Source organism: Roseibium sp. LAB1, from assembly GCF_054658235.1.
The window spans coordinates 164746-182220 of record NZ_BAAGIB010000001.1 but is presented as its reverse complement, the minus strand read 5'-3'; the positions used below and the strand labels follow the sequence as shown (position 1 = coordinate 182220).

Genomic DNA, 17475 nt, shown 5'->3' with positions numbered 1-17475 from the left:
AGCCCGGCAATCCGGCCGGGCACCGCACTTCCGGCCGCAAGGCCACACGACAGGCAGGTCTTCGAAATGATCCTGAAAGCCCTCTTTTTCTACCTGTTTGCCGGCGTCACCCTGGCGTCAGCATTCATGGTGATCGCGTCGCGCAATCCGGTGGCGTCGGTTCTGTTCCTGATCCTGGCGTTTGTGAATTCCGCAGGTCTTTTCATTCTGCTGGGAGCCGAGTATCTGGCCCTGCTGCTGGTGGTCGTCTATGTCGGCGCGGTGGCAGTTCTGTTCCTGTTCGTCGTCATGATGCTGGATGTCGACTTTGTCGAATTGCGACAGGGCTTCCTTCAGTATCTGCCCGTTGGTGCACTGGTCGGAGTGATCCTGTTGGTCGAACTGCTGATGGGGCTTGGAGCCTGGATCATTGCACCAGGCGTTCTCGGCCACGGGGCCGAACCGATGCCCGCACTTAGCGACGTGAGCAACATCCAGGCAATCGGGTCGGTGCTCTACACAAAGTACATCTACTTCTTCCAGGTTGCTGGCCTGGTTCTTCTGGTGGCCATGATCGGGGCGATTGTCCTGACACTGCGCCACAAGCCGAATGTCAAACGTCAAAGCATTCCGGACCAGGTTGCGCGCAATCGCGAAGCCTCCATTGAGGTCCGCAAAGTGGAGACGGGCAAGGGTATCTGACGCAACCTGGTTGCGTTTTCGAGAAAGTCCGGGAACAGGCACGCTCCTCCGTGCTGTTTCCGGTTGGGGTAAACGAGGGGAGCACGGCGAGGCGCCCATGGAAATCGGTCTGTCGCACTATCTGTCGGTCGCGGCGATCCTGTTCACGATCGGGATCTTCGGGATCTTCCTGAACAGGAAAAACGTGATTGTTATCTTGATGTCTATCGAGCTGCTGTTGCTGTCGGTGAACATCAACTTTGTCGCCTTTTCGTCGTTCCTCGGCGACATGATGGGGCAGATCTTCACCATGCTGATTCTCACCGTGGCTGCCGCTGAGGCCGCCATCGGCCTTGCGATCCTGGTGGTCTTCCACCGGAACCGCGGCTCCATCGCCGTGGAAGACGTCAACGTGATGAAAGGGTAGGAGCTGATGTATTCCGCAATCCTGTTCCTGCCGCTGATCGGCTTCCTGATCGCCGGTCTTTTCGGCCGCGCCATCGGTGCCAAGGCCAGCGAGTATATTACCAGTGGCCTGCTGATCATTGCAGCGCTGCTGTCCTGGATCACCTTCTTCGGGTTCTGGCTCGGCGGCTCCGAAATGCAGATCGTCGATCTGTTCCGCTGGATTGATGCCGGTGACCTGAAGGTATCCTGGTCCATCCGGGTCGACACCCTGACTGCCGTGATGCTGATCGTGGTGACGACGGTGTCCGCGCTCGTGCATGTCTATTCTATCGGTTACATGCACCATGATCCGCACCGGCCACGGTTCTTTGCCTATCTGTCGCTTTTCACCTTTGCGATGCTGTCGCTGGTAACGGCCGACAACCTGTTGCAGATGTTCTTCGGCTGGGAAGGTGTGGGCCTTGCCTCATATCTCCTGATCGGCTTCTGGTACCAGAAACCTTCCGCGAATGCGGCCGCGATCAAGGCTTTCGTCGTCAACCGTGTCGGCGACTTCGGTTTCGCGCTCGGCATTTTCGGCGTCTTCTATCTGTTCCAGAGCATCGAATTCACCACCATCTTCAATGATGCGCCGTCCTTCATTCAGGAGCACGGCGAGGTGATGACCTTCCTCGGCTATCAGCTCGATCCGCACTCTGCCATGACGGTGGTCTGCCTGCTTCTGTTCATGGGCGCCATGGGCAAGTCGGCACAGTTCCTGCTGCACACCTGGCTGCCGGATGCGATGGAAGGCCCGACACCGGTGTCCGCGCTTATCCACGCCGCGACCATGGTGACAGCGGGCGTGTTCATGGTGGCGCGTCTGTCGCCGCTGATGGAACTCTCGCATACCGCGCTGACGGTCATCGTGTTCTTCGGTGCAACGACGGCCTTCTTCGCCGCAACCGTCGGCCTGGTGCAGAACGACATCAAGCGCGTGATCGCCTATTCGACCTGTTCTCAGCTCGGCTACATGTTCGTTGCGCTTGGGGTCGGAGCCTACTCGATCGGCATCTTCCACCTGTTCACGCACGCTTTCTTCAAGGCGCTGCTGTTCCTATGCGCCGGTTCGGTGATCCACGCCGTTTCCGACGAACAGGACATGCGAAAGATGGGCGGTCTCCGGAAGCACATTCCGATCACCTACTGGACGATGATGATCGGTACGCTTGCCCTGACGGGTGTCGGCATTCCGTTCACCCATATCGGTTTCGCGGGCTTCATTTCCAAGGATGCCATCATCGAGGCGGCTTTCGCCGGCTCCACGGGCGAACATGCCAATCCGATGGCCCTGTACGGCTTCTGGATGACCGTTATCGCGGCAGCGCTGACGTCGTTCTACTCCTGGCGTCTGACGTTCATGACCTTCCACGGCAAGCCACGTGCTCCTGTCGATGTCATGAAGCACGTGCATGAATCGCCGCTGGTGATGACGGTGCCGCTGTTTGTCCTGTCGATCGGTGCTGCCCTTGCTGGCATGGTCTTCTACGGATCATTCTACGGTGAAGGCTATGCGGAGTTCTGGAAGGGCTCGCTGTTCAACAGCGAAACCAACCATATCCTGCACGCCATGCATGACGTCCCGGGCTGGGTGAAGGTTTCGCCCTTCGTCATGATGGTTCTGGGCTTCCTTGTCGCCTACCAGTTCTACATCCGCTCGCCGGAAACGCCGAAGCAGCTGGCAGAGCGCCATTCCGGCCTCTATCAGTTCCTGCTCAACAAGTGGTACTTCGACGAGCTCTATAACTTCATCTTTATCCGTCCTGCCATGTGGCTCGGCCGGGTCCTCTGGAAGAAAGGCGACGGCACCGTAATCGACGGTTATGGCCCGAACGGCGTCGCCGCCCGTGTCCAGAACGTGACCGCCTGGGTTGTCCGCCTGCAGACCGGATATCTCTATCACTATGCATTTGCGATGCTGATCGGTGTGGCTGCGCTTATCACCTGGTCGATGTTCACCGGTGCAGGCACCGGCGGGGGTGCACACTAATGATTGACTGGCCAATTCTGTCACTCACGACGTTCTTGCCGCTGCTGGGCGTGCTCTTCATTCTCCTGGTTCCGGGGAATGACGAGGGCAGCAAGAAGAACATCCGGATGGTCGCTCTGGTGACCACATCGGTGACCTTTCTTCTGTCGCTCTTCATCTGGGGCAATTTCGACTACGCCAATTCCGGCTTCCAGTTTGTGGAACACCGGGAATGGCTGGGCAGCAACATCAGCTATCGCATGGGTGTCGACGGTATTTCCGTCCTCTTCGTGATCCTGACGACCTTCCTGATGCCGTTCTGCATCCTGGCCTCCTGGGACAGCGTTCAGAAGCGGGTGAAGGAATACATGATCGCCTTCCTCGTTCTGGAAGCGCTGATGATCGGCGTCTTCTGTGCGTTGGATCTGGTTGTGTTCTATGTGTTCTTCGAAGCTGGCCTCATTCCGATGTTCCTGATCATCGGTGTGTGGGGTGGTGCTCGCAGGGTCTATGCATCCTACAAGTTCTTCCTCTACACGCTGCTCGGCTCCGTGCTGATGCTGATCGCGATCATGGCGATGTACTGGAATGCCGGCACCACCAACATTGAAGAGCTGTTGGCTCACCAGTTCCCGGGGGACATGCAGACCTGGCTGTGGCTGGCCTTCTTTGCAAGCTTTGCCGTGAAGATGCCGATGTGGCCGGTTCACACATGGTTGCCGGACGCACACGTGGAAGCTCCGACAGCCGGTTCCGTCATTCTGGCGGGCGTGCTGCTGAAGCTCGGTGGTTATGGCTTTCTGCGCTTCTCGTTGCCGATGTTCCCGCTTGCATCCGACATGTTTGCACCTTTCGTGTTCACGCTGTCGGTGGTTGCGATCATCTATACCTCGCTGGTGGCACTTGCGCAGGAGGACATCAAGAAGCTGATCGCCTATTCTTCGGTCGCGCACATGGGCTACGTCACCATGGGTATCTTCACGATGACCGAGCAGGGTGTGCAGGGCGGTATCTTCCAGATGCTCTCCCACGGTATTGTTTCCGGTGCGCTCTTCCTTTGCGTTGGCGTCATCTACGACCGGATGCATACCCGCGAGATTGCGGCCTACGGCGGTCTGGTCAACCGGATGCCGAAGTATGCGGTGGCCTTCCTGATCTTCACCATGGCCAACGTCGGCCTGCCGGGCACGTCCGGGTTCGTCGGGGAAATCCTGACGCTGATGGGTGCTTTCCAGGTGAATACCTGGGTGGCGTTCTTCGCTACTACTGGTGTGATCCTGTCGGCCGCCTATGCGCTTTTCCTCTATCGCCGCGTCGTTTTCGGGGCGCTGGAAAAGGAAAGCCTCAAGTCGATCCTCGACCTGAACCTGCGGGAAAAGGTCATTCTGATCCCGATGATCATCCTGACAATCTTCTTCGGCTTCTATCCGATGGCGATCCTGGATGTGACCCAGGGGGCAGTCGACAATCTCATCAATCAATACACTGCGGCGCTTGATGCGGCTGGCGTTGTCCAGCATGCAGCCTCCGCCGCCGCGGCCCACTAGGTTTCGAGGACGAGACAGAGCTATGTCTGAATTGACCCTAATGCCAGATCTCAAGCCGGTTCTGCCGGAGATCATCCTGGCCCTCGGAGCCATGGTGTTGCTGATGATCGGCGCCTTTGGCGGCAAGCGTGTCAGCTACGCCGTCTTCGGCGGAGCAATGGGCCTGCTCGGCGGCACCTTCCTGGTGCTACTGTTTGTGCCGGCCTTTGGTGAAACCTTCGGCGGATCTTTCATCCTCGATGATTTTGCCTATCTGCTCAAATTGCTGGTGCTGGCGGGTTCGTTCTTCGCCATTGCCATGTCCTGGGCTTACGCCAAGAGCCAGTCTTTCGATCATTTTGAATATCCGATCCTGATTGTGCTGGCGACGCTCGGCATGATGCTGATGTTGTCGGCAAACGACATGATCGCGCTTTATCTCGGCCTGGAGTTGCAGAGCCTGTCGCTTTATGTGGTTGCTGCCATCAACAGAGACAGCGTGCGTTCCACCGAGGCCGGCCTGAAGTACTTCGTGCTGGGTGCCTTGTCCTCGGGCATGCTGCTCTACGGCATGTCGCTGGTATACGGCTTCACCGGCCAGGTAGCGTTTGAAGGCATTGCCGAAACGCTGGCTCACGACGGTGCGTCCATCGGGCTCGTCATCGGCCTGACCTTCATTCTTGCAGGTCTTGCCTTCAAGATCTCCGCTGTGCCGTTCCACATGTGGACCCCGGATGTTTATGAAGGTGCGCCGACCCCGGTCACTGCTTTCCTGGCTGCGGCACCGAAAGTTGCTGCGATGGGCATGCTGGTCCGGATCGTGATCGAAGCGTTCCAGCCAGTCACCAACGACTGGCAGCAGATCATCGTGTTCGTGTCGATCGCGTCCATGGCTCTGGGTGCCTTCGCAGCGATCGGACAACAAAACCTGAAGCGACTGATGGCCTATTCGTCCATCGGTCATATGGGGTACGCGCTGGTTGGTCTGGCTGCCGGTACGCAGACAGGTGTCGAAGGCGTGATCTTCTACATGATCGCCTACATGGGCATGACGCTTGGTGTCTTCGCCTGCATCCTGTCCATGCGCCGCAAGGATGGCATGGTCGAAGAGATCAATGATCTCGCTGGCCTGTCGCAGACCAATCTGCCGATGGCAATCCTGCTCGGACTCCTGATGTTCTCGCTTGCAGGTATTCCGCCGCTGGTCGGCTTTTTCGGCAAGTGGTACGTCTTCAGCGCGGCTGTCGAAGCAGGGCTCTTCCCATTGGCCGTGATTGGTGTGGTCGCGTCCGTCGTAGGTGCCTATTACTATCTGCGGGTTGTCAAGATCATGTTCTTTGACGAGCCGGTTGAGGGCTTTGAGGCCATGCCGATGGAGCTGCGCGTCGTGCTTGGCCTGTCGAGCCTGTTCGTGATCTTCTTCTGGTTAGCGCCGGGGCAGATTGTTGGCGCGGCCAGCTCTGCTGCTCAGTCGCTGTTCTGACCGATCGCATGACAAGTTATGGACATGAACGTCCGGCGCCCGGTGCGCCGGACTTTCGCTTTGTGGAGGTGGAAACCGCCGGCTCCACAAACTCGCTGTGTTTCGATCGGGCCCGGCAAGGAGATGCCGGCCAACTTTGGATCCGGGCGAACGAACAGACCTCAGGCCGAGGTCGCAGGGGACGCGACTGGTCCTCGCCGAAGGGCAACCTGTTCGCAAGTCTTCTGCTGATCAATCCAAAACCGGCTGACCGGATCGGCGAGTTGCCGCTTGCCGCCGCGGTTGCGCTGGCGGAAGCCGTTGACAAAGCAGCCGGTACACTGCAACTGGTAAGCCTGAAGTGGCCGAACGACCTGCTTGTAGAAGGCTCAAAACTATCCGGCATTCTGCTGGAAGCTGAATCCATGACGGATGGCCGCCAGGCGGTTGTTCTCGGTTTCGGTGTGAATTGTGTTTCCCACCCACCGTTGTCCCTCTACCAGGCGACGGATCTCAGGAGCCTGGGCTATCAGGTTACGGCTGAGTGGTTGTTCGAATGTCTGGCGGAAGCTTTGGCGGAAAATCTGTCTCGCTGGCAGCAACCGGGTGGTTTCGACGGAATTCGCCGTGCCTGGCTTAAACGGGCTGCACATCTGGGCAAGACCATAACGGTTCGGACGGCCCAGGAAGAAATTACCGGCACTTTTGCCGATCTGGATGCGCGTGGTCACCTGGTGCTGAAGCAGGACGGTGGCGGCGAGCGCACGATTTACGCGGGTGATGTTTTTTTGCCTGGCGCTTCAGCGCCGGGCCGTCGCTCGATCTGACGTTTAAAGGAGCAATTCATGGCTTCGGCCAAGAAAAAGAACAACAACGATATCGTATTTCTGCCTCTAGGCGGTGTTGGCGAAATCGGCATGAACCTGGGTCTGTACGGCTACGGGCCGGAAGATGACCGAACCTGGCTCATCGTTGATTGCGGGGTGAGTTTTGCCGGGCCGGAACTGCCGGGCATCGATGTGGTCGTACCGGACATCAAGTTCCTGGAAGATGAAGTCGACAATATCGCAGGCATGGTGATCACCCATGCGCATGAAGACCATTACGGCGGCATCCTGCACCTTTGGCCTTATCTGAAGGTTCCGGTCTATGCGACGGCTTTCACTGCGGGCCTGCTTGCTGCCAAGGCAGAAAGCGAACCGGGGGCGGAAGAAGTGCCGGTGACGGTGGTCAAACAAGGCGAGCGCCATGTGATCGGCCCGTTTGATGTTGAATTTGTAGCCATGGCCCACTCCATCCCGGAACCCTGTGCCCTGGCGATCCGCACTCCGGCCGGCATGGTGCTGCATACCGGCGACTGGAAGATCGACCGGACCCCGGGTGTCGGGCTTCCCATTGATCTGGACCGGCTGGCCGAACTGGGACGGGAAGGGGTGATGGCGCTGGTCTGCGACAGCACCAACGCGATCCGAGATGGTGTCAGCCCCAGCGAGGCGGATGTTGCTGTCGAGCTCAGAAAGGTGATGGCCAAGGCGAACAAGCGCATCGCGGTCACCACCTTTGCATCCAATGTTGCCCGTATCCGGGCCATCGCGGAAGCTGCCGCCGCCAACGATCGCGACATGGTGATTGTCGGCCGCTCGATGCACCGGGTGATCGAGGTTGCCGGAGAACTGGGTTATCTGGACGGATTGAAGCCTTTCCACGACGAGGAAGCCTATGGCTATCTGCCGCGTGAAAAGACGGTGCTGCTGTGTACCGGGTCCCAAGGGGAAGCAAGGGCTGCGCTTGCCAGGATCGCGTCAGGTGACCATCGCAATATCGCGCTGTCGAAGGGCGATATGGTGATCTTTTCATCCCGCACCATCCCGGGCAATGAAAAAGCCGTCGGCGAAGTGCTGAACAACCTTGCCGACAAGGATGTCGACATCGTCACCGACCGGGATGCACTTGTGCATGTCTCCGGTCACCCGCGCCGCGGCGAACTGGAGCAACTTTACAAGCTTCTCCAGCCGAAAGTCGTGCTTCCCGTCCATGGGGAACCGTTGCATCTTGCCGCTCAAGCCGCGTTTGCGAAGGACCTTGGGGTTCCGGAAGTGGTACGCGGCAAGAACGGGGACATCATCCGGCTGAGTGCCGGCCGTGCGGGCATCATAGACGAAGCTCCGTCGGGCATCCTGGTGAAAGACGGCGATATCCTGGACGACCCGGAAGTGACTGGTGTCAAGGAACGGCGCAAGCTGTCCTTTGCGGGCGCCGCAGTGATTTCGCTGGTGGTGAACCGGGCAGGGGAATTGCTGGACGACCCCAGTGTCGCCCTGCTGGGTCTGCCGGATACCGACGATGAAGGTGATCCGATGGAGGATATCGTCATCAAGGCGGTTCGGGGCGCGGTGACAAGCATCCCGAAGAACCGGCGCAAGGACAAGGATCTGGTCGCCGAAGCCGCTCGTCGCGCGGCCCGGTCCGAGATCCTGAACGTCTGGGGCAAAAAGACGCTCTGCAAGGTGATGGTGACCCAACTATAGTCATCAGGGCGGCCCGAGGGGCCGCCGACAGCGGAGGTTTGCAAATGATCGGACGGCTTAATCACGTCGCCATTGCGGTTTCGGATATCGAAGCGGCAACGGCGGTCTACCGGGATACACTCGGTGCGGAGGTTTCTGCCAGGGAAGAGCAGCCGGATCACGGTGTCAGCACCGTGTTCATCAACTTGCCCAACACCAAGATCGAACTGCTCGAGCCGCTTGGCGAGAACTCTCCTATCGCCAAGTTCCTGGAAAAGAATCCGTCCGGGGGTATTCACCACGTCTGTTACGAAGTCGACGACATCATTGCCGCGCGCGACAAGCTGCTGGCAGACGGTGCCAGGGTTTTGGGCGACGGTGAACCAAAGATCGGAGCACACGGCAAGCCTGTGCTGTTCCTGCATCCCAAGGATTTTCTCGGCACCCTGACCGAGCTGGAAGAGGCTTAACTCATGTCGGTTGCGTTTGGCATGGCTATTTACTTCATGCTCTGGTGGATCATCCTCTTCGCCGTTCTGCCGTTTGGCATGCGCCGGACACAGGAGGAGGCCGGTGAGGTTGTACCCGGATCCGAGCCAAGCGCCCCGGACCGTCCGCGATTCACGCGGGTTGTCATCCTGACGACCGTTGTGACCACAGTGGTGTTTGCCTGTTACCTCGGTCTGCGCAGCTCTGGATTCGGGCTGGACGATATTCCATTCCTGAATCCACCCACCGGCAGCTACAGCCACCCGTCCAACTGACGGGTGAGCCGTCCGGACCCTCATTGATCCGGATTGGCAACTGATCAAATGGATTGCGGGAAAATCTGCAGCGAATCTGCAAAGAAAAAAGGCAGAGCTAAGCTCTGCCTTTGATAAGTTCCGCGTCTAAATTCGACCCTGTACCCTTATCGTCCGGTATTCCCGTACGACTGGGCGGCTGCAACCCAGAAGGTGCGCCTGAGGGTCCTTCCTCCCAAGACTCAGACCGCGATGTCCTTGAGCCTCTTGGCATTTCTGCCAAGGCATCTTCTTTTTATGAAGATGGAAACTAGCGGATTGATTCAGGCTTGTCACCTATTTGTCGTGCACAGGCTATTTTTTTTGCTTGCCTATTTCCATGGCGATATTTGGAACTAAAACCTTAGTTCTTGTGCCGGCAAAAAATTAGGCGGCAAACTACAGGAAATGCCTGCATTCGTGCGCTATTTTGCCGTCAATTCTGTATAAGGCAGGCGTGTCAACGCAAAGGACTTGTATTTGGTCGCAGCTTGCGCTTTGACTGCGCACAAAACAGGCGATGCCCAAGATTGAGAGAACATTCATGCGTCTTTCCCGTTACTTTCTGCCCATATTGAAAGAAACACCCAAGGAAGCGGAAATCGTGTCCCACCGGCTGATGCTGCGTGCCGGCATGATTCGTCAGCAGTCCGCCGGGATCTATTCCTGGTTGCCATTGGGGTTGAAGGTCCTGCGCAAGATCGAGCGGATCGTCGAAGAAGAGCAGGCCAGAGCAGGTGCAATCCAGTTGCTGATGCCGACGATCCAGTCTGCGGACCTGTGGCGGGAAAGCGGACGCTACGATGCTTATGGCAAGGAGATGCTGCGCATCACCGACCGTCACGAGCGGGACATGCTGTTCGGGCCGACCAACGAGGAAATGATCACCGACATCTTCCGCGGGTACGTGCGTTCCTACAAGGATCTGCCCCTGAACCTCTATCACATCCAGTGGAAGTTCCGCGACGAGGTGCGCCCGCGCTTCGGCGTCATGCGTGGCCGTGAGTTTTTGATGAAGGATGCCTATTCCTTCGATCTCGACAAGGAATCGGCTCGCCACGCCTATAATCGGATGTTCGTGGCCTACCTGCGCACCTTTGCCCGTATGGGCCTGAAGGCGATCCCGATGAAAGCCGATACGGGGCCGATCGGTGGCGATATGAGCCACGAATTTATCATTCTGGCTGAAACCGGCGAAAGCGAAGTGTTCTGCGACAAGTCGCTGCTGGAGCTGCCGACGCCAGCGGAAGACACCGATTTCTTCTCCGATCTGACACCAGTCGTGACCGAGTGGACGACGCCCTATGCGGCGACGGACGAAATGCATGACGAAGCCGCGTTCAGCGCGCTTCCGGACGAAACCCGTGTGTCGGCGCGTGGTATCGAAGTTGGCCATATCTTCTATTTCGGAACGAAATATTCCGAAGCGATGGGAGCCAAGGTCGCGACTGCAGAGGGCACGGAAGTGCCTGTTCACATGGGCTCTTACGGCGTTGGCGTTTCGCGCCTTCTTGGTGCCTTGATCGAAGCCAATCATGACGAAAATGGAATCATATGGCCGAAATCCGTTGCGCCGTTCCATGTCGGTCTGGTCAATTTGAAGCCGGGCGACGAACTGACGGATCCGGTGTGTGAAGATCTCTATGCCAAGTTTGAAGCTGCCGGCATCGAGGTTCTTTACGACGACACGGACACACGGGCCGGGGCTAAATTCGCCACAATGGATCTGATCGGGTTGCCGTTCCAGGTCGTGGCCGGGCCGCGCGGTCTGAAGGACGGATTGCTGGAGGTCAAGGACCGGGCAACTGGGGAAAAGGAAATGCTTTCCCCGGAAGCCACCTTGAACAAGCTGACCGCGGCATTGACGGACTAATCAAGTCCGGTGATCCTCTGTGTGGGGATTCGGCTGCGGCGACCGGCTGCAGCCAGCCGGTCTGCCGGAAATACTTCGGCCTGAAGGCTGTGCTGAATTTGGGGCTGTGCTGAACTGGATGGACAATGACAGCGGTAGATACGGCGGACATTGACGACGGTCGCAAACCGGCAGCCCCAACGCGCGCATTTTCCGCATTTGAATGGATGATCGCAGGGCGATACCTGCGATCCAGACGGCGCGAAACCTTCATATCCGTCATCGCAGGCTTTTCCTTCGCCGGCATTATGCTCGGTGTTGCGACGCTTATTATCGTGATGGCTGTTATGAACGGCTTCCGGACGGAGCTTCTCGGCAAGATCCTCGGCATCAACGGTCATATGCTGGTTCAACCTATCGACCAGCCCCTGACAGACTATGACGCGGTTTCTGCCCGGCTTCAGGGTGTGCCGGATGTGATCAGTGCGATGCCGTTCGTGGAAGGGCAGGCACTGGTTTCCGGCCCCGCAGGCAACTTTGGGGCCCTGGTGCGTGGTCTTTACGAGAGCGATCTGCGCCGTGTACCGCTGATCGCGAACAATGTCCGGGCCGGGACGCTGGACGGGTTCGATGAAGGCGAGGGCGTTGCCATCGGGTCTCGCATGGCACAACAGCTCGGGATCACACTCGGCGACAATGTCACAATCATCTCGCCACGCGGCAGTGTCACCCCCATGGGGGTTACCCCGCGGCTGAAAGCCTATCCGGTCACCGCAATCTTCGAAATCGGCATGAGCGAATACGACGCGACGTTCCTGTTCATGCCGCTGGAAGAGGCGCAGGCCTATTTCAACATGGATACCAAGGCGACCGGTATCGAAGTCTACGTGATGGACCCGGACAAGGTGGGCATCATGAAGGACACGATCGAGGAAGCCGCAGACCGGCCGACATTCGTGACTGACTGGCGCCAGCGAAATGTCACTTTCTTTTCGGCACTGGAAGTCGAGCGGAACGTGATGTTCATTATCCTGACGCTGATCGTCCTTGTGGCGGCGCTCAACATCATTTCCGGCATGATCATGCTGGTGAAGGACAAGGGCAAGGACATCGCGATCTTGAGGACAATGGGTGCAACGCGCGGGTCGATCATGCGGATCTTCCTGATCACGGGCGCCAGCATCGGCTGTGTCGGCACGCTTGCCGGGTTCGCCCTCGGACTGGTGGTCTGCCTCAACATCGAAAGCATTCGCCAATTCGTTTCCTGGCTGACGCGAACTGACCTGTTTTCGAAGGAACTCTACTTCCTGTCGCAACTGCCGGCAGACATCGACAGCGGTGAAACCATGACGGTTCTCGTCATGGCGCTTGTGCTGTCACTACTTGCGACGGTCTATCCGGCCTGGCGGGCCGCTCGGCTCGATCCCGTCGAAGCCCTCAGATATGAATAGGGAGACGGGAGATGAATATGGCCGTTGACCCGAACCAGGCACCCGGACTGGCGCCAGCCGCCCTGCAACTGTCGGGTATTACCCGCAGTTTCGATGAGGGAAACCGCGAACTTCATATTCTGAACGGTGCAGAGTTGCGCATCGAGGCCGGCGAGATGGTCGCGCTTGTTGCGCCATCCGGGACCGGCAAATCGACCCTGCTGCATATCGCCGGTCTGCTGGAACGTCCGGACGAGGGCGATGTGTTTCTGGGGCCAGTCAATTGCTCGGATCTGTCGGATGACGAGCGAACAGCCATTCGGCGCAACGACATCGGTTTCGTCTATCAATTTCATCACCTGTTGCCGGAATTTACCGCCCAGGAAAACGTGATGATGCCGCAGATGATCCGCGGCCTGCCGCGCAAGATGGCGGCAGAGCGCGCGGACGAGCTTCTGAAATACATGCGTCTTGGTGAACGCGGCAGCCACCGTCCGTCCGAGCTGTCCGGCGGGGAACAGCAGCGGGTCGCCGTGGCACGTGCCGTGGCGAATGCACCGCGTATCCTGCTTCTTGACGAGCCAACCGGGAATCTTGACCCCAATACCGCCGGCTACGTTTTCGACGCTCTGCAGGCTTTGGTAAGGGCGTCCGGCGTTGCCACGCTGTTTGCCACCCATAACCTGGAGCTGGCGGGACGCATGGACAGGGCAATCACGCTCTCCGAAGGCCTGGTCAAGGATCTGTAAGAGGTCTGGCACAGAGATTCCAAGACAAAATCTTTTGTGTTCCCCCTGAAACGGGGAGGCTGTTTTCGACTCCTACAAAACTCTAGAACAAAGCAAAAACCCAAAGTTTTCAGCAAATTTGATTTGCTTGGTGACAAGGGGAACAAAAAGGGCTTGCAATGGGAACAAAAATGGAACATTCTTCAATTACGCAATGAGCAAAGGTTGGAGGGTGTGATGATCCATATCGCTCGTGATTTTGCCGCTTTCGGTGCAATGGTTTGTTTCTGCACGACGCTTGCCGTCTGGGGTGATGTGCTCTTGTCCGTCGGCTGATCATTCCAGCTGACAGGTTGTTGCACCGGCTGGAGAAACCGGTGCGCTGTTTTCGGCGTTCTATCCTATGACCGGCACCCGGCTGCTGACGACGCAGGGTTAGCGCGGACCTCAAAGAACAGCGGGAACAACTCTTTCGGCGTCTCGACAGACTTTCCCGAACGCGCTTCACTTGAGCGCTGATTCTGGAAGATGCTAAGAGAGCGCCATGTCTGGTACAGATCCCAATATTTCTCAGTCTTCCGGCTCAGCCGAGGGTGTCGGTAACGGGGCCGATGGGCCTGGCTATATCCACCTTCGGGTTCATTCCGCCTTGTCGCTGCTGGAAGGCGCCTTGCCAATCAAGAAGCTTCTTGATCTTGCCAAGGCCGACGACCAGCCTGCGTTGGCGATTGCCGATACCAACAATCTGTTCGGCGCTCAGGAATTTGCGACCAAGGCATGGGGTGCCGGTATTCAGCCGATTGCCGCGTGTCAGCTGTCAGTCTTTTTCGACGACGGGTTGGACAGCGGCCGGCGAGGTGAACCTGCGCTCGCCGATGTTGTGCTGCTTGCCATGACGGAAGCCGGCTACGGCAATCTGATGGAGCTAAGCTCACGCGCCTTCCTTGATACGGAAACCGGCCTGAGACCGCATGTTTCCTCCGGGTATCTTTTTTCAAAGTCGGAAGGGGTTATCGTTCTGACCGGTGGCGTCGGCGGGCCGATTGGCGCAGCGCTGCTTGCCGGACGCAAGGACCTCGCAAAAAGCCGGTTGCAGACCCTGGCCGACCGGTTTTCCGGCAGATGTTACATGGAGATCCAGCGCCACGGCATGGAAGCCGAGCGCAAGACAGAAGATGCGTTTCTGGATCTGGCCTACGAATTCGGGCTGCCACTGGTTGCCACCAACGAAGCTTTCTTTCCCAAACGCGAAGACTACGAAGCTCATGATGCCTTGATCTGCATCTCCGAGGGCAGAGTGCTGATTGAGGATGACCGCAGACGTCTGACGCCGGAACATTACTTCAAGAGCCGTGCTGAAATGTGCGCGCTCTTTGCCGATTTGCCGGAAGCGCTGGCCTCGACGGTGGAGATCGCCCGCCGCTGCAGCTTCCGCCCGTTGAAGCGCGCGCCGATCCTGCCTCGTTTTGCCGGGGCGGATGCGGATCCGGAAGAAGCGGAAAAGGCCGAGGCCGAAGAGCTGATCCGTCAGGCCCGTGAAGGATTGCGAGCTCGCCTGGATGTGCACGGACTGGCGCCTGGACTGGAGGAAAAGGATTACTGGGATCGTCTCGATTACGAGACCGGCATCATCGAGCGCATGAAGTTCCCGGGATACTTCCTGATCGTTGCGGATTTCATCAAATGGGCCAAGGGGCAGGGCATTCCGGTCGGGCCGGGCCGTGGTTCCGGTGCAGGGTCGCTGGTCGCCTGGTCCTTGACCATCACTGACCTCGATCCCATGCGGTTTTCGCTGCTGTTCGAACGCTTCCTCAATCCCGAACGTGTGTCGATGCCTGACTTCGACATCGACTTCTGCCAGACCCGGCGTGAAGAAGTGATCCGCTATGTGCAGGAGAAATACGGTCGTCAACAGGTTGCCCAGATCATCACCTTCGGATCGCTACAGGCCCGCGCGGTGTTGCGCGATGTCGGGCGCGTTCTGCAAATGCCCTATGGCCAGGTCGACCGCCTCTGCAAGCTCGTGCCTGCCAACCCTGCAAATCCTGTAACCCTCGGTCAGGCGATCGAGGAAGAACCGCGTCTGCGCGAGGCGGCGAAGGAAGAGGAAATCGTTGAGCGCCTGCTGGGCATGGCCCAGAAGCTCGAGGGGCTTTACCGGCACGCCTCGACGCACGCCGCGGGCGTCGTCATTGGCGACAGGCCGCTGGAACAGCTAGTGCCGCTTTACCGAGACCCGCGGTCCGACATGCCGGTCGCCCAGTTCAACATGAAGATGGTGGAAGACGCCGGGCTTGTTAAGTTCGACTTTCTCGGCCTGAAGACGCTGACGGTTATCGACACTGCAGTGAAGCTGATCGAACGGCGCGGCATTGACGTCGATGTGGCGGCGTTGCCGATTGACGACGAAAAAACCTACCAGCTCCTGGCGCGCGGTGAAACGTTCGGCGTGTTCCAGCTGGAAAGTCAGGGCATGCGCCGCGCAATTGCCGGCATGAAACCGGACCGGTTTGAAGATATCATTGCCCTCGTGGCTCTGTATCGTCCCGGGCCGATGGAGAACATTCCAGTCTACAACGCGGTGAAGCACGGCGAACAGGACCCGGACTGCCTGCATCCGCTGCTCGAACCTATCCTGATGGAGACGAACGGCATTATCGTCTACCAGGAGCAGGTGATGCAGATCGCGCAGGTCCTGTCCGGTTACTCTCTCGGTGAAGCTGACCTTCTGCGCCGCGCCATGGGTAAGAAGATCGCCGCGGAAATGGAAGTCCAGCGGGCGCGCTTTGTCAACGGCGCAGTGGAGCGGGGCATCAACAAGAGCCACGCCGGCACGATCTTTGACCTTGTGGCGAAGTTCGCCAACTACGGCTTCAACAAGTCGCACGCGGCAGCTTATGCGCTGGTTTCCTATCATACCGCCTGGTTGAAGGCGAACCACCCGGTCGAGTTCATGGCGGCGTCGATGACGCTGGATCTCGGCAATACGGAAAAGCTGGGCGATTACCGTCAGGAAGCCCGGCGCATGAAAATCGAGATCGAGCCGCCTTCAATCAACCGGGGGCAAGTCTACTTCGACGTGGCCGACGGCAAGATCCTTTATGCGATGGGCGCCATCAAGGGGGTCGGAGAGCAGGCGGTTGAGCATATCGTTGAAGTTCGCGGTGACAAGCCGTTCAAGAGCCTTGGCGACTTTGCCCGGCGGATCTCGCCCAAGGCGCTGAACAAGCGCACTCTCGAAAACCTAGTGGCCGCCGGCGCATTCGATGAACTTGAGCCCAACCGGGCGCGGGTTTTTGAAGGTCTTGACCGGATCATGGGGCTGGCGCAGCGGACCGAGGAAAACAAGACGCTCGGTCAGGACGAGTTGTTCGGTGGCAGCGATAGCGAAGAACCCTTGCAGCTGGACGATGTCCATGGCTGGACGAACGAAGAAAAGCTTCAACGCGAACACTCCGCGATCGGCTTTTATCTGTCTGCACACCCGATTGACGAATATGCATCTGTCCTCGAGAAAATGCGGGTACAGCCGTGGAGCCAGTTTTCTGAGGCGGTGAAGAAGGGGGCCTCCCATGGCCGCCTTGCCGGCACCGTGGTCTCCATGCAGGAACGCAAGACCAAAACCGGAAATCGCATGGGGATCGCCCGTCTTTCCGATGCAACGGGCCAGTATGAAGCGCTGCTCTTTCGCGAGAAACTCGAACAGTTCCGTGATGCCCTGCAGGCGGGGCGGTCCGTGGTAGTGCTTGTCGGTGCCGACATGCGCGACGATGAACCGTCCCTCAGGATCGAGCAAGTCGATCCGATCGATCAGATGGCAGCCCGTCTGCAGAAAAGCATGCGGGTGTTTGTTCGCGACGAACGTCCGATCCCGAGCCTTGCAAAGCAGCTGCAGGTCCGTGGGGAAGGCGATGTGACGGTGATCGTGCTTCTGGAAAACGGTGCACGGGAAGTGGAAGTCAAGCTTCCGGGCCGTTTCCGGCTGTCCCCGGAAATTGCCGGTGCGCTCAAGGCCGTGCCGGGCGTGACCGACGTACAGGTGGCATGAGGGTAGAACCGCGCCAAAGGCGTCCTGTCGTGCCGGGAGGACCGGTGCGTGACGGATTCCAGGG

Annotated in this window: 13 protein-coding genes; all 13 read left to right on the top strand. The window is 58.4% G+C overall.

Going from position 1 to position 17475, the window contains the following annotated elements:
• Nucleotides 1–66: 66 nt before the first annotated feature.
• Nucleotides 67–681: an NADH-quinone oxidoreductase subunit J gene (locus ACYQ54_RS00860; RefSeq protein WP_460081636.1), complete on the top strand. Its 615-nt coding sequence runs from the start codon at nucleotides 67–69 to the stop codon at nucleotides 679–681.
• Between the two features lie 97 nt (nucleotides 682–778).
• Nucleotides 779–1087 (top strand): NADH-quinone oxidoreductase subunit NuoK, encoded by a 309-nt coding sequence (gene nuoK, locus ACYQ54_RS00855; RefSeq protein ID WP_460078481.1) that lies wholly within the window; start codon nucleotides 779–781, stop codon nucleotides 1085–1087.
• A gap of 6 nt (nucleotides 1088–1093) precedes the next feature.
• Nucleotides 1094–3097: an NADH-quinone oxidoreductase subunit L gene (gene nuoL, locus ACYQ54_RS00850; protein ID WP_460078478.1), complete on the top strand. Its 2004-nt coding sequence runs from the start codon at nucleotides 1094–1096 to the stop codon at nucleotides 3095–3097.
• A complete protein-coding gene (locus ACYQ54_RS00845; protein WP_460078475.1) occupies nucleotides 3097–4623 on the top strand; it encodes an NADH-quinone oxidoreductase subunit M in 1527 nt (508 codons plus the stop codon). The genes nuoL and ACYQ54_RS00845 overlap by 1 nt, the downstream gene beginning before the upstream one ends.
• A 22-nt stretch (nucleotides 4624–4645) precedes the next feature.
• Nucleotides 4646–6085 (top strand): NADH-quinone oxidoreductase subunit NuoN, encoded by a 1440-nt coding sequence (nuoN, locus tag ACYQ54_RS00840; RefSeq protein WP_460078474.1) that lies wholly within the window; start codon nucleotides 4646–4648, stop codon nucleotides 6083–6085.
• A gap of 8 nt (nucleotides 6086–6093) precedes the next feature.
• Nucleotides 6094–6891, top strand: coding sequence for a biotin--[acetyl-CoA-carboxylase] ligase (locus tag ACYQ54_RS00835; RefSeq protein ID WP_460078473.1), 798 nt, complete (start codon nucleotides 6094–6096; stop codon nucleotides 6889–6891).
• 18 nt (nucleotides 6892–6909) lie between these two features.
• Nucleotides 6910–8592, top strand: a complete 1683-nt coding sequence (locus ACYQ54_RS00830; RefSeq protein ID WP_460078472.1) for a ribonuclease J — start codon at nucleotides 6910–6912, stop codon at nucleotides 8590–8592.
• A 44-nt stretch (nucleotides 8593–8636) separates the two neighbouring features.
• Complete coding sequence (mce, locus tag ACYQ54_RS00825) at nucleotides 8637–9041, top strand: methylmalonyl-CoA epimerase (protein ID WP_006934701.1); 405 nt, start codon at nucleotides 8637–8639, stop codon at nucleotides 9039–9041.
• 3 nt (nucleotides 9042–9044) lie between these two features.
• A complete protein-coding gene (locus ACYQ54_RS00820) occupies nucleotides 9045–9335 on the top strand; it encodes a DUF1467 family protein (protein WP_460078470.1) in 291 nt (96 codons plus the stop codon).
• Between the two features lie 562 nt (nucleotides 9336–9897).
• Complete coding sequence (gene proS / locus ACYQ54_RS00815) at nucleotides 9898–11226, top strand: proline--tRNA ligase (RefSeq protein WP_460078467.1); 1329 nt, start codon at nucleotides 9898–9900, stop codon at nucleotides 11224–11226.
• A 125-nt stretch (nucleotides 11227–11351) separates the two neighbouring features.
• Nucleotides 11352–12656, top strand: a complete 1305-nt coding sequence (locus tag ACYQ54_RS00810; RefSeq protein ID WP_460078465.1) for a lipoprotein-releasing ABC transporter permease subunit — start codon at nucleotides 11352–11354, stop codon at nucleotides 12654–12656.
• Between the two features lie 11 nt (nucleotides 12657–12667).
• Entirely contained in the window at nucleotides 12668–13384 is a 717-nt protein-coding gene (locus ACYQ54_RS00805; RefSeq protein ID WP_460078462.1) for an ABC transporter ATP-binding protein, read from the top strand.
• A gap of 523 nt (nucleotides 13385–13907) precedes the next feature.
• Nucleotides 13908–17411, top strand: coding sequence for a DNA polymerase III subunit alpha (gene dnaE / locus ACYQ54_RS00800; RefSeq protein ID WP_460078460.1), 3504 nt, complete (start codon nucleotides 13908–13910; stop codon nucleotides 17409–17411).
• Nucleotides 17412–17475 lie beyond the last annotated feature (64 nt).